The sequence below is a fragment of the Methyloligella halotolerans genome (genome assembly GCF_001708935.1).
Lineage (GTDB): Bacteria > Pseudomonadota > Alphaproteobacteria > Rhizobiales > Methyloligellaceae > Methyloligella > Methyloligella halotolerans.
In genome coordinates this window covers 197,243-221,063 of record NZ_MASI01000006.1, presented here as the reverse complement: position 1 = coordinate 221,063, position 23,821 = coordinate 197,243, and the positions used below count along the sequence as shown (strand labels likewise).

General features: G+C 63.0%; 21 protein-coding genes and 2 pseudogenes. 10 read left to right on the top strand and 13 right to left on the bottom strand.

Features of this window, described 5'->3' with window-relative positions; translation table 11 throughout:
* Positions 1–6 precede the first annotated feature (6 nt).
* Positions 7–666, bottom strand: coding sequence for a TetR/AcrR family transcriptional regulator (locus A7A08_RS12045; RefSeq protein ID WP_069095707.1), 660 nt, complete (start codon positions 664–666; stop codon positions 7–9).
* Positions 667–803: 137 nt separating this feature from the next.
* Here A7A08_RS12045 and A7A08_RS12040 point away from each other — a divergent pair, with 137 nt between their 5' ends.
* The 6 genes from A7A08_RS12040 to A7A08_RS12020 all read left to right on the top strand — a co-directional run bounded on the left by A7A08_RS12040 (position 804) and on the right by A7A08_RS12020 (position 7,529).
* The gene (locus A7A08_RS12040) at positions 804–1,808 is read left to right on the top strand and encodes an alpha/beta fold hydrolase (protein WP_069095706.1); all 1,005 of its coding nucleotides are present in this window, start codon (positions 804–806) and stop codon (positions 1,806–1,808) included.
* Positions 1,809–2,107: 299 nt separating this feature from the next.
* On the top strand, positions 2,108–3,088 hold the full coding sequence (locus A7A08_RS17435; RefSeq protein ID WP_342586676.1) for an APC family permease: 981 nt from the start codon (positions 2,108–2,110) through the stop codon (positions 3,086–3,088).
* Positions 3,085–3,726, top strand: a complete 642-nt coding sequence (locus tag A7A08_RS17430; protein ID WP_342586675.1) for an amino acid permease — start codon at positions 3,085–3,087, stop codon at positions 3,724–3,726. Before A7A08_RS17435 ends, A7A08_RS17430 begins: the two co-directional genes overlap by 4 nt.
* A gap of 306 nt (positions 3,727–4,032) precedes the next feature.
* The gene (locus tag A7A08_RS12030; protein ID WP_083226726.1) at positions 4,033–6,102 is read left to right on the top strand and encodes a PQQ-dependent dehydrogenase, methanol/ethanol family; all 2,070 of its coding nucleotides are present in this window, start codon (positions 4,033–4,035) and stop codon (positions 6,100–6,102) included.
* A gap of 24 nt (positions 6,103–6,126) precedes the next feature.
* Positions 6,127–6,738, top strand: coding sequence for a c-type cytochrome (locus A7A08_RS12025; protein WP_069095705.1), 612 nt, complete (start codon positions 6,127–6,129; stop codon positions 6,736–6,738).
* Positions 6,735–7,529: a cytochrome c oxidase assembly protein gene (locus tag A7A08_RS12020; protein WP_069095704.1), complete on the top strand. Its 795-nt coding sequence runs from the start codon at positions 6,735–6,737 to the stop codon at positions 7,527–7,529. Before A7A08_RS12025 ends, A7A08_RS12020 begins: the two co-directional genes overlap by 4 nt.
* A 12-nt stretch (positions 7,530–7,541) precedes the next feature.
* Here A7A08_RS12020 and A7A08_RS12015 read toward each other — a convergent pair whose 3' ends face one another.
* The 8 genes from A7A08_RS12015 to A7A08_RS11980 all read right to left on the bottom strand — a co-directional run bounded on the left by A7A08_RS12015 (position 7,542) and on the right by A7A08_RS11980 (position 14,142).
* Positions 7,542–7,967: a VOC family protein gene (locus tag A7A08_RS12015; protein ID WP_069095703.1), complete on the bottom strand. Its 426-nt coding sequence runs from the start codon at positions 7,965–7,967 to the stop codon at positions 7,542–7,544.
* A 41-nt stretch (positions 7,968–8,008) separates the two neighbouring features.
* Positions 8,009–8,374: a c-type cytochrome gene (locus tag A7A08_RS12010; protein WP_069095702.1), complete on the bottom strand. Its 366-nt coding sequence runs from the start codon at positions 8,372–8,374 to the stop codon at positions 8,009–8,011.
* The gene (locus tag A7A08_RS12005) at positions 8,362–8,802 is read right to left on the bottom strand and encodes a hypothetical protein (RefSeq protein WP_069095701.1); all 441 of its coding nucleotides are present in this window, start codon (positions 8,800–8,802) and stop codon (positions 8,362–8,364) included. Before A7A08_RS12005 ends, A7A08_RS12010 begins: the two co-directional genes overlap by 13 nt.
* Positions 8,803–8,806: 4 nt before the next feature.
* Positions 8,807–9,430 (bottom strand): cytochrome c oxidase subunit 3, encoded by a 624-nt coding sequence (locus A7A08_RS12000; RefSeq protein WP_141693978.1) that lies wholly within the window; start codon positions 9,428–9,430, stop codon positions 8,807–8,809.
* Positions 9,423–11,369 carry a cytochrome c oxidase subunit I gene (gene ctaD, locus A7A08_RS11995; protein WP_069095737.1) on the bottom strand — a complete coding sequence of 649 codons (1,947 nt, stop codon included), beginning with the start codon at positions 11,367–11,369 and terminating at the stop codon, positions 9,423–9,425. The genes A7A08_RS12000 and ctaD overlap by 8 nt, the downstream gene beginning before the upstream one ends.
* A 42-nt stretch (positions 11,370–11,411) precedes the next feature.
* Complete coding sequence (gene coxB / locus A7A08_RS11990) at positions 11,412–12,137, bottom strand: cytochrome c oxidase subunit II (RefSeq protein WP_069095699.1); 726 nt, start codon at positions 12,135–12,137, stop codon at positions 11,412–11,414.
* Between the two features lie 439 nt (positions 12,138–12,576).
* Positions 12,577–13,164: a nucleotidyltransferase family protein gene (locus A7A08_RS11985; RefSeq protein WP_069095698.1), complete on the bottom strand. Its 588-nt coding sequence runs from the start codon at positions 13,162–13,164 to the stop codon at positions 12,577–12,579.
* Positions 13,165–13,170: 6 nt separating this feature from the next.
* Positions 13,171–14,142, bottom strand: coding sequence for an XdhC family protein (locus A7A08_RS11980; protein WP_069095697.1), 972 nt, complete (start codon positions 14,140–14,142; stop codon positions 13,171–13,173).
* A gap of 315 nt (positions 14,143–14,457) precedes the next feature.
* On the opposite strand from A7A08_RS11980, the pseudogene paoA reads away from it, so the two are divergent.
* From paoA to A7A08_RS11960, 4 genes and pseudogenes are all read left to right on the top strand, one after another.
* Positions 14,458–15,098: pseudogene (gene paoA, locus A7A08_RS11975) on the top strand (aldehyde dehydrogenase iron-sulfur subunit PaoA).
* Complete coding sequence (locus A7A08_RS16935; RefSeq protein WP_069095696.1) at positions 15,095–16,045, top strand: FAD binding domain-containing protein; 951 nt, start codon at positions 15,095–15,097, stop codon at positions 16,043–16,045. The pseudogene paoA and the gene A7A08_RS16935 overlap by 4 nt, the downstream one beginning before the upstream one ends.
* Positions 16,046–16,062: 17 nt before the next feature.
* Positions 16,063–18,261, top strand: a complete 2,199-nt coding sequence (gene paoC / locus A7A08_RS11965) for an aldehyde oxidoreductase molybdenum-binding subunit PaoC (protein ID WP_069095695.1) — start codon at positions 16,063–16,065, stop codon at positions 18,259–18,261.
* A 326-nt stretch (positions 18,262–18,587) separates the two neighbouring features.
* Positions 18,588–19,541, top strand: coding sequence for a DMT family transporter (locus A7A08_RS11960; protein ID WP_083226721.1), 954 nt, complete (start codon positions 18,588–18,590; stop codon positions 19,539–19,541).
* A 123-nt stretch (positions 19,542–19,664) separates the two neighbouring features.
* Here the strand turns inward: A7A08_RS11960 and A7A08_RS11955 are convergent.
* From A7A08_RS11955 to A7A08_RS11940, 4 genes and pseudogenes are all read right to left on the bottom strand, one after another.
* Positions 19,665–20,471: pseudogene (locus A7A08_RS11955) on the bottom strand (ABC transporter permease); the annotation flags it as partial.
* Complete coding sequence (locus A7A08_RS11950; RefSeq protein WP_069095694.1) at positions 20,468–21,364, bottom strand: ABC transporter permease subunit; 897 nt, start codon at positions 21,362–21,364, stop codon at positions 20,468–20,470. The gene A7A08_RS11950 and the pseudogene A7A08_RS11955, both read right to left, overlap by 4 nt.
* 5 nt (positions 21,365–21,369) lie before the next feature.
* Positions 21,370–22,512, bottom strand: coding sequence for an ABC transporter ATP-binding protein (locus A7A08_RS11945; RefSeq protein ID WP_069095693.1), 1,143 nt, complete (start codon positions 22,510–22,512; stop codon positions 21,370–21,372).
* A 77-nt stretch (positions 22,513–22,589) separates the two neighbouring features.
* Entirely contained in the window at positions 22,590–23,693 is a 1,104-nt protein-coding gene (locus tag A7A08_RS11940; RefSeq protein ID WP_069095692.1) for a polyamine ABC transporter substrate-binding protein, read from the bottom strand.
* Positions 23,694–23,821: the final 128 nt, after the last annotated feature.

Below are 23,821 nucleotides of genomic sequence, written 5' to 3'. Positions count from 1 at the left end.
CTCTGGTCAGCCGGTTCTCGAGGACAACGCGGCCCGGCCGCGGAACCCGAGGGCGGACCAGAGCACCCGCTCGAAGACCTCGACGGAAGTCTGGATCGCTGCCGCGCCTTGAGCATCCGTCTCGCCGAGGATCTGTCCCCGCAAGACGGCGCCGTCGAGGAAGGTGGAAACCAGGATGCTGATCTCTTCCGGCTTGCCGTCCGAGAAGATCCCCGTTTCGAGACCTTTCTGGACGCAGCCCATGAGCACGTCCCGCTCGGTTCCGTAGAAACGCTGCACGGCTTCGTCGATTTGATCGGTCTGAACGTCCGAATGGTTGTAGTCGATGATCAGCTTGAGGACCTTTCCGAGCTCGGAATGCAGGTTCACATGCATATAGAGCCACTCATGGATGAGCGCCGCCGGCTCGTCGATGTTCTCGCTCACCTCCTGGAAGCGCGTCAGGGCCTTCTCGATCGCGTATTCGATCGTTGCGCGCAGCAGATCGTTCTTGTCGCGAAAATGATAGTAGATCATCGCCGTCGTCAGGCCGGCCTCCCGGCCGATATCCTTGATCGTGACGGAGCGGTAGCTGTTGCGCGACAGGAGATCGAGCGCACTCCTCTTCAGGGCTTCCGCCGTGTCGCGCGCTTGGCCCACCTGCCGGGGCCGGCCAACTTTCTTCATGATCGGTCTACCATTCTGGTTCGGCTCGGCGAGAAACGCCCTGTTCCTCGAACCGTGCCTGCAAAGTCTTGGGGCTGCACCGCAGCCCGTCCAAGCGACACCTTCTCAAACGCCATTGAACTCGGGGGAGGGGCGACATGCCAATCCATATAGAGCGCGATGTGACCCTCCAATCCGGGGAGTCCATGGACGCCGTCCGGCTTTCATACGAGATTTACGGAGAGCTCAATACCGCGCGGGATAATCTGATCGTCTTCCCGACCTACTTCACCGGCCGGCAATCCTGCAACGAGCCGTTCTTCGGGTCCGGCCGCGCGATCGATCCCGCGAAGCACTGTATCCTCGTTCCTTCCCTGATCGGCAATTCGAATTCTTCCTCCCCCAGCAATACAAGCGGTACTCGGGGAGGCGCCCGATTCCCCCGTGTCACGATACACGATAACGTCAAACTCCAGCGCGCGCTGATCGATGCGGTCTGCCCCGTGGAACGGATCGCCCTGGTGGTCGGCTGGTCCATGGGCGGCGTCCAGACCTTCGAATGGGCGGCGCAGTTTCCCGACTTCGTAAGCCGCGCCCTTCCATTCTGCGCGACCGCACGGTGCAGCCCTCACAATCATGTCTTTCTCGAAGGCGTGAAGGCGGCGCTGACGGCCGACGGCAGCTGGGCGGACGGTGACTATACCGATCCTCCGGAGCGGGGATTGCGGGCGTTCGGCCGTGCCTATGCGGGATGGGCATATTCGGGTCCCTTCTTCGACCGCGGAATGTATCGGGAGTTGGGCTTCGAGACTTGTGAAGCGCTTCTGCAGGATTGGGAGCGCGATCACCTGACCTGGGACGCCAACGATCTGCTGTGCAAGATCTGGACGTGGCAGCATGCCGATATCAGCGCCAACGACCGGTATGCCGGGGATTTGAAGGCGGCTCTGGGAGCGGTCCAGGCGCGTACCATCGTCATGCCGTCGAGCACAGACATGTACTTCGCCGCGGGCCAGACCGAGCGCGAAGCAGCCACGATACCGGAGGCAGAGTTCCGCCCGTTCGAGTCCGATTGGGGCCACTGCGCGGCGACGCCATCAGCGCCCGCACCAGGCTTCATGGCGTTTCTGGATCGAGCCATCTCAGACCTCCTGAGCGAATAATACGCGCGCCTGTTCGTTGGCAAACCGCGCCCCGGCCACGGCGAGATCGGGAGGCGGTTCTGAGTGCGTTCGACGAAAATTAGGACACGCCCTCAGGCGCATCCTCGTCGATCTCGTTTCTGATGAGAGAGACGACGGACAGAGTGCTGCCCGCCCCCAAAGGACGGGAAAAGGCCGGTAAATCGGACTTTCGATTTAATTAATTGACAAATTAATAAATATTCCGTCCCCTTGGAACTGCGCAAAAGTGTCGCGGCAAAAGCGACCGGGCGATACAGGCAACCGGGGAGAGACGTTCAATGGAACTTGCAGAGGAAAATAAGTCAGGCGAGGGCGATGGCCTTCGGCGTGACATCGATTGGAAGCACGCCTTCTGGTTCGCGGCGGGCACGCCCGCCCTCGTATTGTTCACTGTGGGGGCGATCGCAGCGACGGTGGGCAACATATCGCCGCTGGTGTGGATCATCTCCACCTTCATCGGCTTCCTGCAGTGCTTCACCTATGCCGAGATAGCCGGGCTCTTTCCCCATAAGTCGGGTGGGGCATCGGTCTATGGCGCCATCGCTTGGGTGCGGTACGGCAAGCTGCTCGGGCCGATTTCCGTCTGGTCGAACTGGTTCTCGTGGACTCCGGTCCTCGCCATCGGTACCGGGCTGGCGGCCGGCTATATCCTGAACCTGCTGTTCGATGCCGACTCCGCCATCAACACCTGGCAGATCACGCTGGTGAACCTCGATTTCATCAAGGAGGACCTGTCCCTCCGGCTGAACTCGACCTTCGTTCTCGGCTTCATCCTCGTGCTGACCGTGTTCTCCATCCAGCATCGCGGCATTCTGAGAGCGGCACGGGCTCAGATGATCGTCGCGATCGTGGCGCTCTGCCCGCTGTTGCTGATCGGGCTGACGCCTCTGATCTCGGGCGACCTGCCGAAGGACCACTTCACGCCCTTCGTGCCCTTGGCTTACGACGGCGAGGGGAACCCGGTTGCCGGAACCTGGAACATGGCCGGGTGGACGATCTTCGTCGGCGGCCTGTTCATCGCAGGCTGGTCCACCTACGCCTTCGAGACGGCGGTTTGCTACACGCGCGAATTCAGAAATCCCGACCGCGACACGGTCCGCGCCATCGCCTATGCCGGCCTGCTGTGTCTGGTCGTGTTCTCCCTCGTTCCGATTGCCTTCCAGGGCTTCCTCGGGCTCGACGGTATGCTTGCGCCGGGGATCTATAACGGCGACGGCGTCGGACAGGTAATGGCCCAGATGGTCGGCGGCGGCGCGTGATCGGCAACGTTATCGTGGTGATGCTGATCCTGGCGCTGCTCCTTGTGGTCATGTCGGCAATGGCAGGGTCTTCCCGCACCCTCTACCAGGGCTCCGTCGACGGTTGGCTGCCGCGCTACCTGTCTCGCATCAACCACAACGGCGCGCCCGTGTCGGCGATGTGGACAGACCTTTGCTTCAACATGCTGCTGTTGATGATGTCGGACTACGTGTTCTTGCTGGCGCTCGCGAACGTCAACTACATGGTCTTCATCTTCCTGAACCTGCAATCCGGCTGGATGCACCGGGTGGACAGCCCCAACGCGAAGCGTCCGTTCCGATGCCCGACCTGGCTGCTGGGCACGGGCGCAATCCTGGGTTTCGTGAACCTCGCCTTCCTGGGCATGGGCGCGAATATCTGGGGCGCGGGGACACTGACCGTTGGCCTGCTGGTCGCGGCGGCCATCATCCCCGTCTTCTGCTACCGCCACTACGTCCAGGATAAGGGCGAGTTCCCGGAGCAGATGTACAAGGACATGCTTCTGACCCATGGCGAAGAGGGGGGAACGATTGAGAGGCGATGCGGAATGCTGCCCTATCTCACTCTCGCTGCGGCCTTCGCCGTGGTCTTCTTCTTCAACTCGATAGCGGTCTACTAACAGAAGGGGCCTCCCTCCTTCTACACCTGCCGGCCTCTTGGGACAGATGCGAATCCCAAGGGGCCGGTTTTTCGTGCCCGTCACCAAACAACCCCGACCGAGGGTCGAACGCGGAGGTGGTATCCGCGGGCTCGACCGCCTCTTGCAGCCCATCGCAATAGTTGGCGGAAGCCACGGGTGGTCTGCGCGGGTGCTTTTCCGAGAATGCCTGGCGGCTCCGGGAACCTATGGAACTTGCAGTCCATACCCGTGTTGAGCCCATGTGAGCGACCGCTCTCGCCTAACCTCAGGCAGGAGAAGCGCATAATGAAAACACGTCCAAGCTCCCGCCACGCATTCGCCGTTCTGGTAGCGACTTTCGTCCTTGCGACGTCCCCGACCGCCGCATTCGCGCAAGCAACCGATGACCCGCCGGCCGACGATGCGGCGGCACCGGATGTGCCCGCCGATCCGGCCGCGACGGGCCCTCAGCCTGCAGTTGGCGACAGCGTGAAACAACTGCAGCCCGATAGCGCGCCGTCCCCAACCGCTTCTGACGAAACGCCTCCACCCGGAAACGAAAAAGGCGACGAGACTTCGCAGGACGACGAGACTTCCCAGGACGACGAGATTTCCCAGGACCACGTCTCGAGCTCCGCGACGGAGAAGCCACAAATTCCGGATTTCGCTGCCGAGCGCACCGACGAGTCCGATTGGACGATGCCGGGCAAGACCACGGCACTCACCCGTTTCAGCAAGCTCGACGAGATCAACGACAAGAACGTGAAGGATCTGAAGCTGGCCTTCACGTTTTCCCTCGGCGTCAACCGAGGCCAGGAATCGGCGCCGCTCGTGGTCAACGATACGCTTTATGTGGTGACGGCCTATCCGAACCACCTTTATGCGCTCGATCTGACCAAGGAAGGGGCGCCCCTCAAATGGAGTTACACGCCCGACCAACCCTTGGCCGCCCAGGGCGTCGCATGCTGCGACGTGGTCAATCGCGGCGCCGTCTATTCCGACGGGAAGATCATCTACAACACGTTGAATGACACCACGGTCGCCGTGGACGCCGAGACCGGGAAAGAGGCCTGGCGGACGAAGCTGGGCCGGATCCAGGAAGGCATGACCATGACCATGGCGCCGACCCTGGCAGGCGACAAGGTGATCGTGGGCAATTCCGGCGGCGAAATGGGCATCCGCGGTTGGGTGAAGGCGTTGGACGTCGCGACGGGCAAGGTCGTGTGGACCGCCAACAGCACCGGACCCGACGAGGACGTTAAGATCGGCGAGAGGTTCAAGCCGTTCTACGATCAGTACAAGGGCAAGGATCTCGGCGTTAAGAGCTGGCCGGCCGGCATGTGGAAGAACAGCGGCGGCGGTGCGTGGGGTTGGGTCTCCTACGATCCGGAACTCAATCTCGTCTACACGGGCATCGGTAACCCGGGCCCCTGGAACTCGTCCATGCGCCCCGGCGACAACCTGTGGGCGGCCGGCGTCTTCGCACGCGACGCCGATACGGGCGAAGCCGTCTGGTACTATCAGACCAGCCATCACGACTGGAACGACTATGACGGCGTGAACGAGTACATGATCCTCGACATGGAGTGGAAAGGCGAGAAGCGGAAGGTTCTCGTCCACCCGGGTCGCACCGGCTACATGTACATTCTGGACCGCGAGACCGGCGAGGTCCTCTCCGCCGAGCCATTCGGCGCGATCACCACCTCAGACGGCGTGGACCTCAAGACCGGCCGCATCCAATGGGTCAAGGACAAGATGCCCGACGATACCGGTCGGGTGAAGAAGGACCTCTGCCCGGCAGCCCCTGGCGCCAAGGACTGGCAGCCCAGCGCATACTCGCCCGACACAGGGCTGCTCTACGTCCCCCATCAGAACCTCTGCATGGATCTCAAGGAGACCGAGGTCGGATACATCGCGGGCACACCATTCGTCGGCGCCGAGGTCCGCATGAAGCCTGGTCCGGGCGGTCATCGTGGAGAGTTCACCGCCTGGGATCTGACGAAGCAGAAGGCGAAATGGACGCTGAAGGAGCGCTTCCCCGTCTGGAGCGGCACCGTGGTCACGGCGGGCAATGTCGTGTTCTACGGGACGATGGACGGGTGGTTCAAAGCGCTGAACGCCACGACGGGCGACGAACTTTGGAAGTTCAAGACATCGTCCGGGATCATCAGTCAGCCCACCACCTGGAGGGGCCCCGACGGCCATCAATATATCGGCGTGCTGGACGGCGTCGGCGGCTGGTCCGGCGCGATCGTGGCCGGCAATCTCGACCCGCGTGACGGCACGGCAGCTCTGGGCTTCGTAAATGCGATGACCGACCTGCCCGACTACACGACGGCGGGCGGTACGCTCTATGCGTTCAAGCTGCCGGACTGACGCGCGCCCTTTGGAGGAAGCGAAATGACTTATCGAGTCTTTCCATTCGTTCTCGCTATCTCACTTTGCCTGGGCGTGGCCGGCTGCAGCGATCAGGGCGACGAGGAAAACGCCGACAACAGCGCTCAATCCGATACCCAGAGCGCCGGTAGCGAGAATCCTCCGCCTCTCGATCAGCCTTCGGGCGGGGATGTCGAGATCTCGCTCGTGTCCATCGCGCCCGGCGGCGGGAAGCCCGTGGATCAGCAGAGCGCGGCCGCGAAGGCTGCTAAGGGTAATCCGCAGGCCATCGAGATCGGCCGGCAGCTTTTCACCTCGTTCAACTGCAACGGCTGCCATTTCAACGGCGGTGGCGGAATGGGGCCGGCCCTGATGGACGACAAATGGATCTACGGTAGCTCGATGGAAAACATCGCGAGTTCGATCCGCGAAGGCCGGCCCAACGGCATGCCTTCGTTCCGCGCCATGGTCGAGGGCGACACCGTCTATAAGCTGGCCGCCTATGTGAAGTCTCTCAGCGAGAATACGAAGCCGAGGTCCGACGTGAAGCTTGCCGAGCCGGCGAGCATCAGTGAGAAGGCCGCCGCCAAAGATGATGAGGGCGAGATCAAGTCCCCGGAGGAGAGCGGCCGATGATCTGGAACGCGATCCCATATTGCGGCACGGCTCCGGAGCCCGGCGGTGCCGTGTGGAATCTCGACCCCATTCTCATCACTGTGTTGATGGCATTCGCGGCCGCCTATGCGATCGGGTACGCCAGACGCATCGACCCCGGCGCGAATCGGACCAGCGCGCTGTCCTTCGCCATCGGCTGGACGATCCTGACCCTGGCGCTCATCTCGCCTCTCTGCAATCTGAGTGTCGCGCTCTTCGCCGCCCGCGTCGGTCAGCACATGATCCTCGCTCTGATCGCCGCGCCGCTGATTATTGCAGGCCGCGCCGATATCATGTTGGCCCGTGCCGTAAGAGGCCTGAGCGAGACGCCGGGGTGGGCTGAATTCGCCATCGGCACAGTCGGATTCGCACTTGCCGTATGGATCTGGCACATGCCGGTTCCCTACACGGCGACGTTCGAGAGCCACGCAATCTATTGGCTTATGCACATCACCATGATCGGGACGGCGCTCATCGTGTGGCGGGTGATCCTGCGTGCCGACCCGGCCTCCATGCTTATGGCGAGCTTCGTCACCGGCATCCAGATGTCCGGCATCGGCGCCATCCTCACCCTCGCACCGGCAGCCCTCTTCGCGGTGCACGACAACACGACCTGGCCCTTCGGGCTCACCCCTCTCCAGGACCAGATCCTCGGCGGGTTGATCATGTGGGTGCCCGGCGGTCTGATCCTCACCATCGAGCTTCTCGCCGCGCTTGGCGTCTACCTTCACCGTCTGGAACAGCGGGACCGCGACGAGGCTCTATCGGCTTAAGGCAGCAACGCTTTAATCGGGCAGGGTAACCGCGCCATCGGCATCGAGGGGAAAGCCCGGGTTCCAGGCCACTTCCCACAGATGTCCGTCAAGGTCGCGGAAATAGCCGTGATACCCTCCCCAGAAGACGTCTTGAGCAGGTTTCACGATGGAGGCGCCGGCGGCTTCCGCATCTGCCAGTACCGAATCTACCTGATCCTTGGTCCGAACGTTGTGCGCCAGTGTAATCCCGACGAAGCCTTGGCCATCGGGGGCGACGCCTGCGTCTTCAGCCAAAGCCTCCCAAGGATAGAGCCCGAGAGCGATTGAACCGCATTGGTAGAAGGCAACGCCTTCGACGTCCTTCACGGATCGCCGCCAGCCCAGACGCTCAAAGAAGGCGGCGCTTTTCTGCAGGTCGCGTACGCCAAGCGTGACCAAGGTGATCCGCTGCTCCACGGCTTCCTCTCAAGGCTCGAATGCAAGACCGCAGTCTAGCTCTATTCCAACGTCGCGAGATAGGCGGTGATGTCTTCCGCCTGGGATTCCGTGAGGCCCATATCCGGCATCGCATTGCCGGGCGAAACCTTCTGCGGGTTTAGAATCCAGCGCACCATATTGTCCGGGGAGTTCCGCAGCTTGCCTGCGATGTAGATCCTACGGGCCATTTGGTCGAGGGGCGGGCCGACGAGCCCGTTCGCGCCCTGTATGCCGGGGATCGTGTGGCACGACCCGCAGCCCACCTCGGCGATGAGGTCGGCGCCCCGCTGCGCCGCTGTCGGCTTCTCCGCGGCGACCGTATCGATATCGCACCCGCCAAGCAGGCTCAGGCCCGCCGCCATGAAGACGAGGGTCAGCTTGCGCATAGCGGCACCATGTAGACGGCGATGAGATCGAAAAGGCTGGCGGCGAAGAAGCCGATACTGAAGACGATTCCGATTACGCAGAGGAACCGCGTGCGGCCTTCGCCGACTTCGAAGACGATGTGGTGCTTGCTCTCCTGCTTCTGCTGGGTCGCACGCCAGCCGCGATAGGCCACGACAGCCGCGATCACGGAAACGCCGAGCGCGGTCAGCCCGGTTGCCGTCATCGCGACCAATGCTCCGTCCCGACCGATATTCGGGCTCAGCCCCTTGCAGACGGAGCTCGCCAAAGCCGCGTTTACGGTCAGGTGCAGAGCCCAGACGGTGGGGGCCGCGACAAGCCCGAACACGATTGCAAGCAGGCTTACCTCGCCGCGCTGCGGCGCCGGATGCTGAATATCTCTCTGCTCTGCGCTAGCCGTATCGGTCATGGCGTCAGCTCCATAGCGGCCAGAGATAGAAGGTGATGAAAACGGCGAGCCAAACCGCATCGACGAAGTGCCAGTAGATCGACAAGATCGTCAGCGGCCGTTGCTGCAAGGGGTGACTTGGTCCAAGCGCCTTGCTGCCGCCGAAGACCATCCATGCAGCCAGCGCGGTCAGGCCCAATAGACCGACGACGACGTGGGCCATATGGAAGCCGGTCACCGTGAAATAGAAGGAGCCGTAGAGATTGGTGTCGTAGGAGTAGGCCTTGTCCGACCACTCCATCAGCTGCACGCCCACGAAGATGACGCCCAGCACGATGGCACCCAGCAGCATGCCCAGCTCCAGCCCGGACCGGCCGCGCCGCCCGGCGCGCTCGCCGATGAAGATAAGCACGCTGCTCGCTAGAAGAACGAACGTGTTGGGCAGCGCCAGCTTCAGGGAGAGCGGCCCGCCCGGCGGCCAGCCCTGGTTCTCCAGCATCGTGTAGATGTAGCTGAACAGGAGATATGCGAAGAGCGCTCCCTCCGTGATGACCAGCCACCACATCCCGTACCATCCCGAGGCGATATGGGTGTCCTGCCGCTCGGTCAGACCGGAATGCATTGTCGTCACATCGCTCGTATCAGCCACTGACCACGGCCTCCCGCGCCTCGCGTCCGAGCCGCACCGTCGAGAAGCGCGGCCAAATCCAAGCCAACAGTGTCGCAACCATCACGGCTGCCGAGCCCGCGACGAGCATCCAGGACTGGAGCAGCATGGCGCTGAAGAACACCGCCATGGCCACCGTCAGGATGAACGGCAGATAGCTGGGTCCTGGCATGTTCAGTAGTGCATCGGGCTCTGCGTCCAGCACCGTCGTGCCCAGCATCTGATGCCCGTCGTCGAGTGCCGGTCCGCGATCGATAACGGACCGCGACGGCGCCTCCTCGAGCTCGCCCTCCCAGAGCGGGTGGCGGCTCGCAAGCGCGGGCAGAACAGCGAAATTATAGGCGGGCGGCGGCGAGGACGTGGCCCATTCCAGCGTGGGTGCATGCCAGGGATTGGCGCCGGGGGGCGCGCTGCGCCGCAAGCTAATCGCGACATTGATGAAGAACAGCGCGATGCCGAACGCGAACAGGAAGCTGCCGAGCGTCGTGATTAGGTTGAGATCGCCCCAGCCGAACGCGGCGCCGTAGGTGTAGACCCGGCGCGGCATGCCGAGCAGGCCGGTGATGTGCATTGGGAAGAAGCCGAGATTGAACCCGACGAACATGGTCCAGAAATTCCACTTGCCCAGCCTCTCGTTGAGCATGCGACCGGTCATTTTCGGGAACCAATAATAGATCCCGCCGACGACGGGAAAGACGTTGATGCCGATAAGCACGTAGTGGATATGCGCCACCACGAAATAGGTGTCCGTGAGCTGCCAGTCGACCGGCACCGACGCCGTCATGAAGCCCGAAACCCCGCCGATCACGAACAGGATCACCATGCCGGCGAAGAATAGGAATGCCGTTGTGATCACCGGCCGCCCGGTCCAGATGGTGGCGAGCCAGGCGAACACGGCGACGGCGCTCGGGACCGCGATAAAGATGGACGCGCCGGAGAAGAAGGCGAGGGACATGTCCGCGATGCCGGTCGCGAACATGTGGTGGATCCAGACGCCGAAGCCGAGCGCCATGGTCGCCACCGTCGACAGCGCCACCAGCGCGTAGCCCACCAGCGGCCGGCGGCAGAAGGTCGGCAGCCCGTCCGATACGATGCCCATGGCCGGCAGCACGATGGCGTAGACCCACGGATGGCCGAACATCCAGAACAGATGCTGCCAGAGCAGGGGCTGCCCGCCGGCCGAGACGTCGAAGAAATGGGTGCCGATATTCCTGTCCATCCAGAGCAGGAAGAAGGCCAGGCTGACGCAAGGGATCACCAGGATATTGGCGACCGATGCCGTGAGCGTCCCCCAGACCAGGATCGGCACCCGGTTGATCGACATGCCCGGCGCCCGCGTGCGCATGAACGTAACGACGAAATTGACCGCGCCCACTGTGGTCGAGATGCCGAGGAAGATCAGGCCCAGCGTGTAGAAGTCGATATTGAAGCCGGGGTTATACTCCGCGCTCGAATACGGCACGTAGCCGAACCAGCCGTCATTGGGCATCGCGCCCATGAAGAAGCTGGCATAGATGAACAGGCCCGCGGCGAGGAAGATCCAGTAGGACAGCGCGTTGACCCGTGGGAACGCCATGTCGCGTGTGCCGAAAAGGAGCGGCCAGAGATAGTTGCTGAAGCCGGACAGCACGGGGCCCGCATAAAGGAAGATCATCGAGATCCCGTGCATGGTGAAAAGCTCGTTGTACTGCTCCGGCGTGAGCAGCGTTTCGCCGGGCTGCGCGAGCTGGGCACGCAGGATCAGTGCCTCGATTCCCCCGAGTAGAAGGAAGATGAAGGCGGTCACGAGATAGCGGATGCCGATCCGCTTGTGATCGACCGTCGAGAAGAAACCGGCAAGGCCTGGCGGATCGCCCCAGATCGCCTCCAGCCGGCGCTTGAGGGCAGCGGTCGGCTTCACGATCGGAATGTCGGCGATCATGTTGTTCCTGGTCGTATCCGATAAGGTGACCATCCGCTTCTCCTACTCGAGACCGTCCAGATACGTGACCACGGCATTCAGCTCGGACCCGGAGAGCGGCAGAGCCGGCATCTGCGTCCCGGGCTTGATCGCTTGGGGATCGGCGACCCAGCCGGCGAGATTTGCCTTGGACGTCTCAAGCGTTCCGGCCGCGATCATATCCCGCGACATCACATGGGTGAGGTCCGGGCCCATGGCTCCGCCGGCCGCGGTGCCGCGCACCTGGTGACACCCGGAGCAGCTCGCCATGAAGATGCGTTCGCCGCGTGCCGCGGTGCCGCCATTCGGCGGCTCTTCGGCGCCGTGAAGCTGGTCCTCGCGCCACGTCTTGAAGTTTTCGGGTGTCTGGGCCACGACCTCGAATCCCATCCTGGCGTGCTCCAGACCGCAATATTCCGTGCATTGCCCTCGATAGACGCCAGGCTCGTCGGCTTCGAGCCACGTACGGTTCACCTGACCCGGGATCGTGTCGGTCTTGCCGGTCAGCGCCGGCACCCAAAAGGAATGGATGACATCCGCGCTCTTGAGCTCGAAGCGCACGGGCTCACCCGTGGGAATGTGGATCTCGTTGGCTGTCGTGAAGATGCGATGGGGTTGGTCGCTGAGATAGCGCACCTCCCACCACCACTGATGCGCAGTGATTTCGATGGTGAAGGCCGGCTCGGCTGGCGGGCCGGAAACCTCCGCCAGGGTGGTCATGGTCCACACGGCCGTCGCGACCAGCGCCACAGACGAAATCCCCACACCGATATAGATCCAGCGGAGCCCGGAGAGAGGCCGCTCGATGGGCTTGGAGGCGGCGATCCCTTCGGTTGCCCGCGCCGGCGGCTGAGCACACCTTGGACCAGAAGCACTGCGATGATCAGGGTCACGACGACCGAGATGCCGATCATACCCCAGGTGAGGCCGACGACGGGATAGGCCCGCGCGCCGGCGCCCGTGAGATAGGATAACGGCGTCTCGATAAGCGACATGTTTGGCATCTCTCAAGCTGGGCGGCGGCAAGATCGAGGGCCGGCCACCCAGTTTGGCAACGCGACGGCAGGGGAAGTGTTCCTGAGACAGGACGGGCGGGGAGCGGAGCGCGGCCGGTGGCCGCTTCCGATCGCCCATCCCCTCCGGAGGGCGCGCACGTCCGCTATCCCTGCGAAACCGCTGAATTGAAGCGCTATGCCCTGTTTCCGCCGAGCAAGGCAGCGGCACGGGCCAGATCCTCCGGTCGGTCGATATCGATCAGCATATTCGCGGGCGGCTGAATAAGGGTCGTCGCAGGGTCTTCTCCGAGAAAACGTCCCGCACCGGAATCGCCGGTCATCGTAGCGAGCCGTTCGCAAAGAGCGCGGGGGAGCAGGGCCGGAACGCCGGGCGAGCCATCCATCTGCTCGGTGGCCGCGGGAGGCTTTGCTGCGGCGAGCTTGCTCAGGAACGTCGCATCCAAAAGCGGCATGTCGGCAAGCAGGACGAGGAGTCCATCGGCGTCCGCCTGCAGGGCGGCTTGGGCGGCGAGCGCGAGCGATGATCCCAGACCCCGTTCGGGCGCGGCGTTCTCAAGCCGTTCCCAATCCGGCCATGCCGCCAGGAAGTCCGGGGGCGTCGGGCCGGTGACGACCGCTCCCGCCGGAAGCCCGGCTGAAGATACCGCGTTCAGAACCCAGCTTCCGACGGGCTGTCCTGCCAATAGTTCATCGAGTTTGGGCGCGCCGAAGCGGCGGGCTCGGCCGGCGGCAAGGACGGCGATGAAGGGCGACGGAGTCATCTCGCGCTAGGCGATTGCTCGTGCCTGGCATGCTCGAGCGCTATTCGAAGGTTCCGCTGCATTGTAGCGCTCCACCACCTGGGCGAGGACTGACAGGGCCAGGGTCCGGGGATCGCGGGTCGACGGGATCAGGCCGATCGGTCCCACCAGCTTCGCAAGCATGGCTTCCTTCACCCCACGTTTCCGCAGCTCCTCCAGCCTGTCCTCATGGGTGCGGCGGCTCCCCATGGCGCCGATGAAGAGGGCCGGTTGGGGGAGAAGCTGCTGAAGGATATCCAGTTCCCATCCGTGATCGTGGAACAGCATGACGATGGCGGTATTCCTGTCGATCGACAGCCGGGCAGGGGCCTCGCGCGACGCAAGGTGATGGGCCTCGGCGCCCATCGCTTGCGCTGCCGCGATCAACTCCTCCTCCGGGCTCACCACGCAAAGATCCACGCCGAGCCCCGGGGCGAGCTCCAACAGCGAGCGCCCCTCCGCGCCCCGCCCGAACACGCAGAGCTTCAGCCGTGGGCGGTGGAAAGCATAGAAAACATCATGATTCCAACCGCTTCCTCCGCCGTCCGAATCCATGAGGTCGAGGCTGCCGTGCCGTCCCAGCGCAAGAAGGACCGGCCGGCGGGCCTCATGCTGACGAAGCGCTTCGGCCAGAACTTCGGAAGCAGGCATCGGCGTGAACAGCAGATCGATCCCGCCGCCGCAGGGCAGGCGGATATCGAGAAACGGCGAGCCTCTGCCGAAGCGGATCTCCTCGGCCCGGCCTGTTTTCATGATGCGCACGGCCTCGGTGGCCACCGCCGCCTCTACGCACCCGCCCGAGACCGATCCGAAATAGGCGCCGCGTTCGGTGACGCCCATATGGGTTCCCGGCGCGCGCGGAGAACTGCCGATCACATCGGTGATCGTCACCAGCGCCGTGCGCTCGCCGCGATCTGCGGCGGCGAGGAGGAACTGTAGGAGGTCGGAAAACGCGTTCATCGTCCTCAGGGAACAGGCGCCTCGGAGGCGCTACCAAAAGAAACTCGCATCCAGAATGGACGATCCATCAATCGGCACTGTGGTGCGAAATGCCCCGAATGCGAGGGGCACGGGGCGCGAAATATCCGGTTGTGATGGAGCTTCTGACGTCGTTATCCGCGAGCCGAATGCAAGCGCGACGTCGGGTCGCTCCCTCGTTTTGCTACGGGCATCGAACCAAACTGCGGCCGGATTGTTTCATCTGCCTCACTCAAATTGTTTCATTCCATGCATGGGCTCGGCTCATCCCATGGTCTCTAGGCCGGAGCAAGATCCATGAATATCAGACAATCTTTCCCGCTTTCCCGACGAGGTTTCCTCGCTGGCGGCGTGGCGTTCACCGCCCTCATGGCGAGTCCGGGTGCTGCGAAGGAGATCACGAAATCCGCCGGTGCTCCGACCCCGTCGCGGAGCGGAATCGGCCTCACCGTGAATGGGCAGACGCGCGACATAGACGTCGACACGCGCACCACCCTGCTGGATGCGCTGCGCGAGCATCTGAAGCTGACCGGCACCAAGAAGGGCTGCGATCACGGCCAGTGCGGCGCGTGCACGGTGATGGTCAACGGGGAGCGCATCAATTCCTGCCTCAGCTTCGCCGTGATGCACGAAGGCGATGAGATCACGACCATCGAGGGCCTCGGCACGCCTGAAGATCTGCATCCGATGCAGGCCGCCTTCGTCAAACATGACGGCTATCAGTGCGGCTACTGCACGCCCGGTCAGATTTGCTCCGCCGTTGCTGTCCTCAAGGAGATCGAAGCGGGCATCCCCAGCTACGTGACCGAGGATCTCACCAGCAAGCCAGGCTTCACCAACATGGAAATGCGCGAGCGGATGAGCGGCAATATCTGCCGCTGCGGCGCCTACTCGAACATCGCCGACGCATGGCAGAGGTTGCAGGAGTGCCAGCATGAGAAGTTTCACCTACGAACGTGCTTCCACCCCGAAGGATGCCGCGATCGCGGCCATGGCGCGACGGAACGCCAAATTCATCGCCGGGGGCACCAATCTGATCGATCTCATGAAGCTTGAGGTCGAGACGCCTGCTCACCTGATTGACGTGAATGGCCTTGGCCTCGACGAGATCACGGAAACCGAGGAGGGCGGCCTCAGGATCGGTGCGCTGGTCTCCAACACGGATTTGGCTGCCGACGATCGTATCAAGCGGGATTATGCCGTGCTGAGCCGCGCGCTCGTCGCGGGCGCCTCCGGCCAGCTTCGCAACAAGGCGACCACCGGCGGCAATCTGCTCCAGCGAACCCGCTGTCCGTATTTCTACGATACCAACATGCCGTGCAATAAGCGGTCCCCTGGCGCGGGCTGCGCCGCCATCGGCGGCTACAGCCGGCAGCTCGGGATCGTCGGCGTAAGCGACAGCTGCATCGCCACCTATCCGGGCGATATGGCCATCGCCATGCGTGTGCTGGACGCCGTCGTGGAGACGGTCGGTCCCGATGGCAAGACCCGGCAGATCCCCCTGGAGGACTTCCATAAATTGCCCGGCGATACGCCAGAGGTCGAGAATGCGCTCTACCCGGGCGAGCTGATCACCGCGGTGATCCTGCCACCTCCGCCGGGCGGCAAGCATTTCTATCACAAGGTCCGCGACCGGGCGTCCTACGCCTTTGCGCTGGTCTCGGTCGCCGCCGTCATCCAGCCAGACGGCACGGGGCGTGTCGCCATCGGCGGCATCGCGCCCAAGCCCTGGCGAAAGCCGGAAGCGGACGCGGAACTGCCCAATGGGGCGGAAGCCGTCGCCCGCGTGCTTACCGAAGGCGCCACGACCACCCGCGACAACGCCTTCAAGGTCCCGCTTGTCGAGCGCACGCTCGCCTCGGTGATCGAACAGGCAAAAAGCTAGGCTAAGGAGCGAGAACCATGAGGTTCGATACCCCCGCAACCCGTAATCCTATCGACCGGCTGAAGGTGATCGGCAAGCCGACGGACCGTATCGACGGACCGCTGAAGGTCACCGGCACCGCACCCTATGCTTACGAGCGCCACGACGTGGTGCCGAACCAGGCCTACGGTTACATCCTGGGCTCGGCCATCGCCACGGGCCGGATCCGCTCCATGGATGTGAGCAAGGCGAAGCAGGCGCCGGGCGTGATCGACGTGGTCTCGACCCTCGACCACAAGCCCGTGCCGCTGGGAGAGCACAACACCGCCAATCTGTTCGGCGGCGCGAAGATCGACCATTACCATCAGGCGATCGCTCTCGTGATCGCCGAGACCTTCGAAGAGGCGCGGGCCGCCTCGGCGCTCATCGACGTCGACTACAAGCGAGACGACGGCAGCTTCGATCTTGAGAAGCATGCCGATTCCGCAAACCTTGCCAAAGGCCCCGACGGCGAGGAGATGGCCGATCATTTCGGCGATTTCGAAGGCGCCTACGAGGCGGCCGAGGTGACAACCGACGCCACCTATCGGACGCCCGCCGAGACTCACGCGATGATGGAGCCCCATGCGACGATCGCCCATTGGGATGGCGACAAGGTCACCGTCTGGACCTCGAACCAGATGATCCAATGGGGCAAGCGCGACCTCGCAAAAGCCCTCAGGATTCCGGAGGAGAAGGTGCGGGTGGACTCGCCCTATATCGGCGGCGGCTTCGGGTCGAAGCTGTTCATCCGTGCCGATGTGGTGGTCGCAGCGATCGGTGCGCGCCAGGCCGGACGCCCCGTCAAGCTGGCGTTGCAGCGGCCCCTGATCGCCAACAACACGACCCACCGGCCGGCGACCATCCAGCGCATTCGCCTCGGCGCCGCCAAGGACGGGCGGCTGACCGCGATCGCCCATGAGAGCACCTCGGGAAATCTGCCCGACGGCAAGCCGGAGGAGGCGGTCAATCAGACCAAGGTCTTCTACGCTGGCGCTCACCGCAAGGTGGCCCTCCGTCTCGCTAAGATGAACATGCCGGAAGGCAACGCCATGCGCGCGCCGGGCGAGGCACCGGGCCTCATGGCCCTCGAAATCGCCATGGACGAGATGGCCGAGAAGCTCGGCATGGATCCCGTCGAGTTCCGGATCCTGAATGATACCCAGGTCGACCCCATGGATGCCGACCGTCCGTTCTCCCGGCGGAACTTCGTCGAATGTCTTCGCCGCGGCGCCAAGGAGTTCGGCTGGGACAAGCGCAGCTCCACCCCGGGCAAGACCGTCGACGGCGACTGGCTCGTCGGCATGGGCATGGCCGCGGGCTACCGCGGCAATCTGCTGATGAAGTCGGCCGCCCGTGTGCGTCTCGGAAAGGACGGCATCGTTACCGTCGAGACTGACATGACCGATATCGGCACCGGCACCTACACGATCCTCGCCCAGACGGCGGCCGAAATGATGGGTCTGCCGCTGGAGAGAGTGAAGGTGACTCTGGGAGATTCCGATTTCCCGATCTCCGCCGGTTCCGGCGGTCAGTGGGGCGCCAACAACTCGACGGCCGGCGTCTATGCGGCTTGCGTGAAGCTGCGTGAGCAGGCCGCGGAGAAGGTGGGCCTCGATCCTCAGAAGGCGAACTTCACCAACGGCCGGATCCATCTTGCCAACAAGAGCGTGCCGCTCACCGATGCCGTGGCCGATGGCGAACTTGTCGGCGAGGACGCCATCGAATACGGCGACCTGGACAAGCAGTATCAGCAGGCGACCTTTGCCGGCCATTTCGTCCAGATGTCGGTCAACCGCTTCACAGGCGTTCCGCGCATCGACCGCATGGTGGCCGTGTGCTCCGCCGGCCGGATCCTCAATCCGAAATCTGCCCGCAGTCAGGTGATCGGCGCCATGACAATGGGGGCGGGCGCCGCGCTGATGGAGCATCTCGCTGTCGACAAGCGCTTCGGTTTCTTCGTCAATCACGACTTGGCGAACTATGAGGTGCCGGTTCATGCCGACATCCCGCATCAGGAGGTCCATTTCATCGACGACGTGGATCCATATTCCTCGCCCATGAAGGCGAAGGGGGTCGGCGAACTCGGTATCTGCGGCGTGGGCGCCGCCATCGCCAACGCAATCTACAACGCCACCGGTGTGCGCACCCGCGACTATCCGATCACCCTCGAGCATCATCTGGGCCGGTTGGCATAACCTGCGCAGGGCAGCTCTCGAGAGGCGTCGGCTCCCTGGAATCCGCTCGCCATTATCGCCTTGCTTGATCGCGCTTGAATCGTGGCCAGTCCGGGACGCCGAAGAGCAGGCAGTGAGCCCATTCAGGCAGTTCCTCCGCGGGGTTTGAATGCTACGCTCACCCATCGGCAGCCCATAGGGTCGGGAACGGATATTTCCTGAACGCAAGCGGCTGCGTGGCAGAGTAGGCCCGGTCCGTTCGCGGCGGCATCCGGTCGGAGTCCTCGGACGTTGATGATGGTTTGGACCGGAGACCTGATGTCTGCATCGCGCGAGCGGACCCGGCAATGAGCACGGACCCGCTGGAGTCGTCTCCCCCGCCCAGCCATGGCATCGCAACCCTTGCGATGATCGGCTCGGCCGCGTGCTGGGGGCTGGCCACCGTGATGAGCAAGGGCGCGCTTTCGATCCTGCCCCCCCTCTCCCTGCTGACCGCCCAGCTCAGCGCCAGCATCGTCTTGATCTGGACGCTCCTCCTCTGCGTCCAGGGCGTCCCCAGAATCTCCGGTCCCATGCGGCTTGCGGCCCTGAACGGCGTGCTGGAGCCCGGTCTTTCCTACGTCGTTGGCATGCAAGGCCTGGCCCTCACCTCGGCCGCCAACGCGTCCCTCATCGGTGCCACGGAGCCGGTTCTGTCGCTTGCTTTGCTATTCGTCGTGTTTCGCGAGCGAAGCCGCTGGCGCGACGTGATCGCCATCGCCCTGGCGGTGGTCGGTGCCGGGCTGGTGACGGCTACCGGCGGCGGGGCAGGGGGCAAGGAAGGGAGCGTCCATTTCGCCGGCGATATGCTGGTCGTCGCATCGACCCTCTTCGCCGCGCTCTATGTCGTGCTGTCGAGCAGGCTTGCCGACCATGCGCCACCCCTCCTGCTGGCAGGACTTCAGCAGAGCGTCGGCTTCGTGATTATCCTGAGTGCCACGGTCGTCTCCCTGATCGCGGGCTGGGAGAGCATCTCCCACTGGCCGACCACGGGCGAATGGTTGTTCATCGTCTTCTCCGGGGTGGCGCAGCACACGTTGCCCTTCTGGCTCTACCTCTACGCCGTCAGGACCATCCCGGTGCAGAAGGCCGCTCTCTATCTGACCCTCATCCCGGTCTTCGGCGTCAGCGGCGCGGTCGCCTTCCTCGGCGAGCCGGTCGGCGCCATGCAGATGGGCGGCAGCGCGCTGATTGTCGTCGCTCTGCTGGCGGCAAGCTTCGACCGGAAGATGATCATGAAACGGGATCGGCCGCCGCTCTAGAGCCGACTTTCGCTCACCGCCTTAGCCGCGAGCGCCGCTGGCCCTGGCGTCCTCGATCTCCTCGTCCCGAACCACCCCCTCGGTGACGCTGGCCATGGCCGGTTCGGTGACGGGCGCGAGATTGGCTTCGAGCTCTTCTCGCTCGCGTTTCGCGATCGTGTTTCGCGAAACAAGCGAAGCGACCAGCACGCCCACCGTGACCAGGCCGATCATGATGGTGGAGAGCGCATTGATCTCCGGGTTCACACCAAGCCGGATGGACGAGAAGATCTTGATCGGCAAGGTGGTCGAAGACGGCCCCGTGACGAAGGAAGCGATCACCAGATCGTCGAGGGACAGCGTGAAGGACAGCAGCCAGCCCGAGATCACCGCCGGCGCGATGATCGGCAGCGTCACGGATTTGAATGCATCGAACGGCGTGCAGCCGAGATCCAGCGCAGCCTCTTCCAAGGACTCGTCGAAGCTCGTCAGCCGGGAGGAGACCACGATCGCCACGTAGCACATCGCGAAGGTCGTATGGGCCAGCACGATGGTGAAGACGCCGCGGTCCAGTCCGATGGCGATGAACAGCAGAAGCAACGACAGGCCGATGATCACGTCGGGCATGACGAGCGGCGCGTACACCATGCCGGAGAACAGCGTGCGGCCGGGGAAGCGGCGCATGCGCACCAGAGCATAAGCCGCCATGGTGCCCAGAATCGTCGCAAGCGTCGAGGAGCACACCGCGACCTTGAGGGTGACCCACGCCGCATCCAGGAACTGCTCGTCGTGGAGCAGCCGCACATACCATTTCGTCGAGAACCCGGCCCACACCGTCACCAGCTTCGACGCGTTGAAGCTGTAGATGATCAGGATGACCATGGGCAGGTAGAGGAAGGTGAAGCCCAGGGTCAGCGACGTGATGTTGAACCAGCTGAGGGGCCTGTTCATACCGTGGCCTCCTCTTGCTTCTGTTGCACGCGCTGGAACAGCACGATCGGCACCACCAGGATCAGGAGCAGGATGATCGCCACGGCCGAAGCCACCGGCCAGTCGCGATTGTTGAAGAACTCATCCCACAGCACCTTGCCGATCATGTTGATCCGCGAGCCGCCCAGCAGCGAGGGGATGACGAACTCGCCGTTCACCGGAATGAACACCAGGAAGCACCCGGCGATGATGCCGTAGCGGGCGAGGGGAACCGTCACCAGCCAGAAGGCGGACCGGCTGGTGCAGCCAAGATCCTCGGCCGCCTCCAGCAGCGAGATGTCCATCTTCTCCAGCGTGGAATAGATCGGCAGGATCATGAACGGCAGATAGGTGTAGACGATGCCGATATAGACCGCCGTAGGGGTGTTCAGGATGTGGAACGGCGAGTCGATAAGTCCCGTCCACATCAGGAAGTTGTTCAGGAAACCGTTGGTGGAGAGGATTCCCATCCACGAATAGACACGGATCAGGAACGACGTCCAGAACGGCAGGATCACCAGCATCATCAGAGTGGGGCGCCAGGCCGACGGTGCCCGCGCCATGGCGTAGGCGATCGGAAATCCCACCAGCAGGGTGAGGAAGGTCGAGATCGTCGCGATGGTGATCGAGGAGACGAAGGACTTCCAATAGAGGCTGTCGGTCCACAGGAAGTAGTAGTTCTCCAGATCGAGCTCGGAGAAGAACTCCTTGATCCCGGCCCACCCCGCAGAGAGATCGAGGGTCGGCGTATACGGCGGGATGGCGATCGCCGTGTCCGAAAGCGAGATCTTCAGGATGATCAGGAAAGGGATGAGGAATAAGCCGACCAGCCAGGCGTAGGGTACGATGACGATGAGCAGGCGGCGGAGGTTCATGAGCGCTACTTCACCAGAACCAGGCCGGCGCTGTTCGACCAGCTGAGCCAGACCGTGTCTTCCCACGTGATCTCTCGATGCTCGATCCGCCGGACGTTGGTCATCTGAGCGGAGAACATCTGGCCGCAATCCAACCGGACGTGATAGGTCGAGGTGCTGCCGAGATAGGCGATATCGATGACGGTCCCCTTGACCTTGTTCGGTCGCGGGTCGTCCTGGGTGAGGGAAACGCCGATCTTCTCCGGCCGGATCGCGTAGGACACGCTCTGCCCGTCGCTGAAGCCTTCCGTCTCGATCTTCGCGTGGATCGGCGGCGCGTTCTCTGAATATTGAATGGCGAGCTCATCAGGTCCTACGATCTTCGCCGTGCCCTCGATGATGTTCACCTCGCCGATGAAGTCGGCGACATAGACCGAGTTGGGCCCTTCGTAGATCTCGCCCGGCGTCGCCACCTGCAGGAGATTGCCCTTGTTCATCACCGCGACGCGGGACGCCACGGTCATCGCCTCCTCCTGATCGTGGGTCACGATCACGAAGGTGGTGCCCGTCTTCTCCTGAATATCCATCAGCTCGAACTGCGTCTCCTGACGCAGCTTCTTGTCGAGCGCGGCTAGAGGCTCGTCGAGCAGCAGAAGCTTGGGCGCCTTCGCAAGCGAGCGGGCAAGCGCCACGCGCTGGCGCTGGCCGCCGGAAAGCTGATGCGGTTTGCGGCGGCCGAACGGCTCGAGCTGGGTGAGGCGCAGCATCTCCTGCACCCTGTCGCCGATCTCGTCCTTTTCCATCTTCGTGCGGCGGAGGCCAAAGGCGATATTGTCCCAGACGCTGAGATGCGGGAACAGCGCGTAGCTCTGGAACATCATGTTCACGGCCCGCTTGTTCGGCGGCACGCCGTTGATGTGCTGACCGTCGAGCAGGATGTGCCCGCTTGTCGGCGTTTCGAAGCCGGCGAGCATGCGGAGCAGCGTGGTCTTTCCGCAGCCCGAAGCTCCCAGGAGCGCGAAGAACTCCCGCTCGTAGACCGTCAGATTGAGATTGTTGACGGCGGTGAAGTCGCCAAACCTTTTCGTGACGTTCTCGAAGCGGATAAGAGGATTTGCGTCAGGATCGTTCCAAGGCGCAAAAGCAGTGGTCGCAGCGTTCTGGCCCATCACAGTATTCTTCTTTCAGCCCACCCCAGAGACGAATTGCGCGGGATCTTGGTCCCGCGCAATCACATTATCTTGCCTTACGTTCCGGACTTGATCCTCGTCCACATGCGCGTCACCACGCGCTGGGTCTTGGGATCGTAGGCCGAGACGGTGAACAGCTTGTCCATCGTCTCCGCGTCCGGATAGATGGCCGGATCGTCGATCACGTCCTTTTCCAGGAACTCCTGAGACGCCTTGTTGCCGTTGGCGTAATAGACGTAGTTCGAGGCGTCGGCCATGTTGTGGGCGTCCATCATGAAGTTGATGAACTTGTGCGCGGCGTCCGGATTGGGCGCATCCTTCGGGATGGCCATCTGGTCGAACCACATCAGCGCGCCTTCCTTCGGGATGTTGTAGGCGATCTCCACGCCGTTCTCGGCCTCGTCGGCCCGGTCACGCGCCTGGAAGACGTCGCCCGACCACCCGAATGCGACGCAGATATCGCCGTTGGCCAGAGCATTGATGTATTCGGAGCTGTGGAACTTGCGGACATAGGGACGTACCGCCGCGACCACCGGTTCGGCTTTCGCGATCACTTCGGGATCCTGGGAGTTCGGATCCTCGCCGATATATTTCAGCGCTGCGGGAATGATCTCGGTCGGCGCATCGAGGAACATCACACCGCACTTGGCGAGCTTCTCCATGTTCTCGGGCTTGAAGATCAGGTCGAGGCTGTCCACCGGCGCATCGTCGCCGAGTGCTTCCTTAACCTTCTTCACGTTGTAGCCGATGCCCGTGGTGCCCCACATATAATTGACGGAGTACTTGTTGTCCGGATCGTAGGGCTGCAGGCGCTTCTTGATCACATCCCAGAGATTGTCGGCGTTCGGCAGCTTGGAATAATCCAACGGCTGGAAGACACCGGCCTGGATCTGCCGCTCGAGGAAGGTCGCGGACGGCACCACGACGTCATAGCCTGAAGAGCCGGCCAGCAGCTTCGTCTCCAGCACTTCGTTGCTGTCGAAAACGTCGTAGACGAGCTTGATCCCGGTCTCGTCCTCGAACTTCTTCAGCAAGGACTCGTCGATATAGTCCGACCAGTTATAGACGTGGACTTCTTCGGCGGCGGCGGGGGAGCTGTTGGTGGGAAGGGCGGCGGCGAACGCCAGCAGGCAGCTGCAGATGAGCCAGATGTACCTCATGTCGTGCTCTACTCCGTGACTTGGATTTCGAGTTACGCTAAATTATTTGATCAAATTTGGTTTGGTGTGGCAAGGCGAAACACTCGTTGTCCGAAATTGGCGCAACGATCCGCCCTAAAGCCGTGAAA

Bases quoted from the DNA above. Each gene is read 5' to 3' on its own strand.
- ctaD (WP_069095737.1), bottom strand. From the start codon at position 11,369: ATGATCGCCGACATTCCGATCGTGAAGCCGACCGCTGCCCTCAAGCGC.
- A7A08_RS11945 (WP_069095693.1), bottom strand. From the start codon at position 22,512: ATGGGCCAGAACGCTGCGACCACTGCTTTTGCGCCTTGGAACGATCCT.
- A7A08_RS11940 (WP_069095692.1), bottom strand. From the start codon at position 23,693: ATGAGGTACATCTGGCTCATCTGCAGCTGCCTGCTGGCGTTCGCCGCC.
- A7A08_RS11950 (WP_069095694.1), bottom strand. From the start codon at position 21,364: ATGAACCTCCGCCGCCTGCTCATCGTCATCGTACCCTACGCCTGGCTG.
- A7A08_RS12040 (WP_069095706.1), top strand. From the start codon at position 804: ATGCCAATCCATATAGAGCGCGATGTGACCCTCCAATCCGGGGAGTCC.
- paoC (WP_069095695.1), top strand. From the start codon at position 16,063: ATGAGGTTCGATACCCCCGCAACCCGTAATCCTATCGACCGGCTGAAG.
- A7A08_RS12030 (WP_083226726.1), top strand. From the start codon at position 4,033: ATGAAAACACGTCCAAGCTCCCGCCACGCATTCGCCGTTCTGGTAGCG.
- A7A08_RS12045 (WP_069095707.1), bottom strand. From the start codon at position 666: ATGAAGAAAGTTGGCCGGCCCCGGCAGGTGGGCCAAGCGCGCGACACG.
- A7A08_RS12020 (WP_069095704.1), top strand. From the start codon at position 6,735: ATGATCTGGAACGCGATCCCATATTGCGGCACGGCTCCGGAGCCCGGC.
- A7A08_RS11960 (WP_083226721.1), top strand. From the start codon at position 18,588: ATGAGCACGGACCCGCTGGAGTCGTCTCCCCCGCCCAGCCATGGCATC.
- A7A08_RS11985 (WP_069095698.1), bottom strand. From the start codon at position 13,164: ATGACTCCGTCGCCCTTCATCGCCGTCCTTGCCGCCGGCCGAGCCCGC.
- A7A08_RS12010 (WP_069095702.1), bottom strand. From the start codon at position 8,374: ATGCGCAAGCTGACCCTCGTCTTCATGGCGGCGGGCCTGAGCCTGCTT.
- A7A08_RS12025 (WP_069095705.1), top strand. From the start codon at position 6,127: ATGACTTATCGAGTCTTTCCATTCGTTCTCGCTATCTCACTTTGCCTG.
- A7A08_RS16935 (WP_069095696.1), top strand. From the start codon at position 15,095: ATGAGAAGTTTCACCTACGAACGTGCTTCCACCCCGAAGGATGCCGCG.
- A7A08_RS12005 (WP_069095701.1), bottom strand. From the start codon at position 8,802: ATGACCGATACGGCTAGCGCAGAGCAGAGAGATATTCAGCATCCGGCG.
- A7A08_RS11980 (WP_069095697.1), bottom strand. From the start codon at position 14,142: ATGAACGCGTTTTCCGACCTCCTACAGTTCCTCCTCGCCGCCGCAGAT.
- A7A08_RS17435 (WP_342586676.1), top strand. From the start codon at position 2,108: ATGGAACTTGCAGAGGAAAATAAGTCAGGCGAGGGCGATGGCCTTCGG.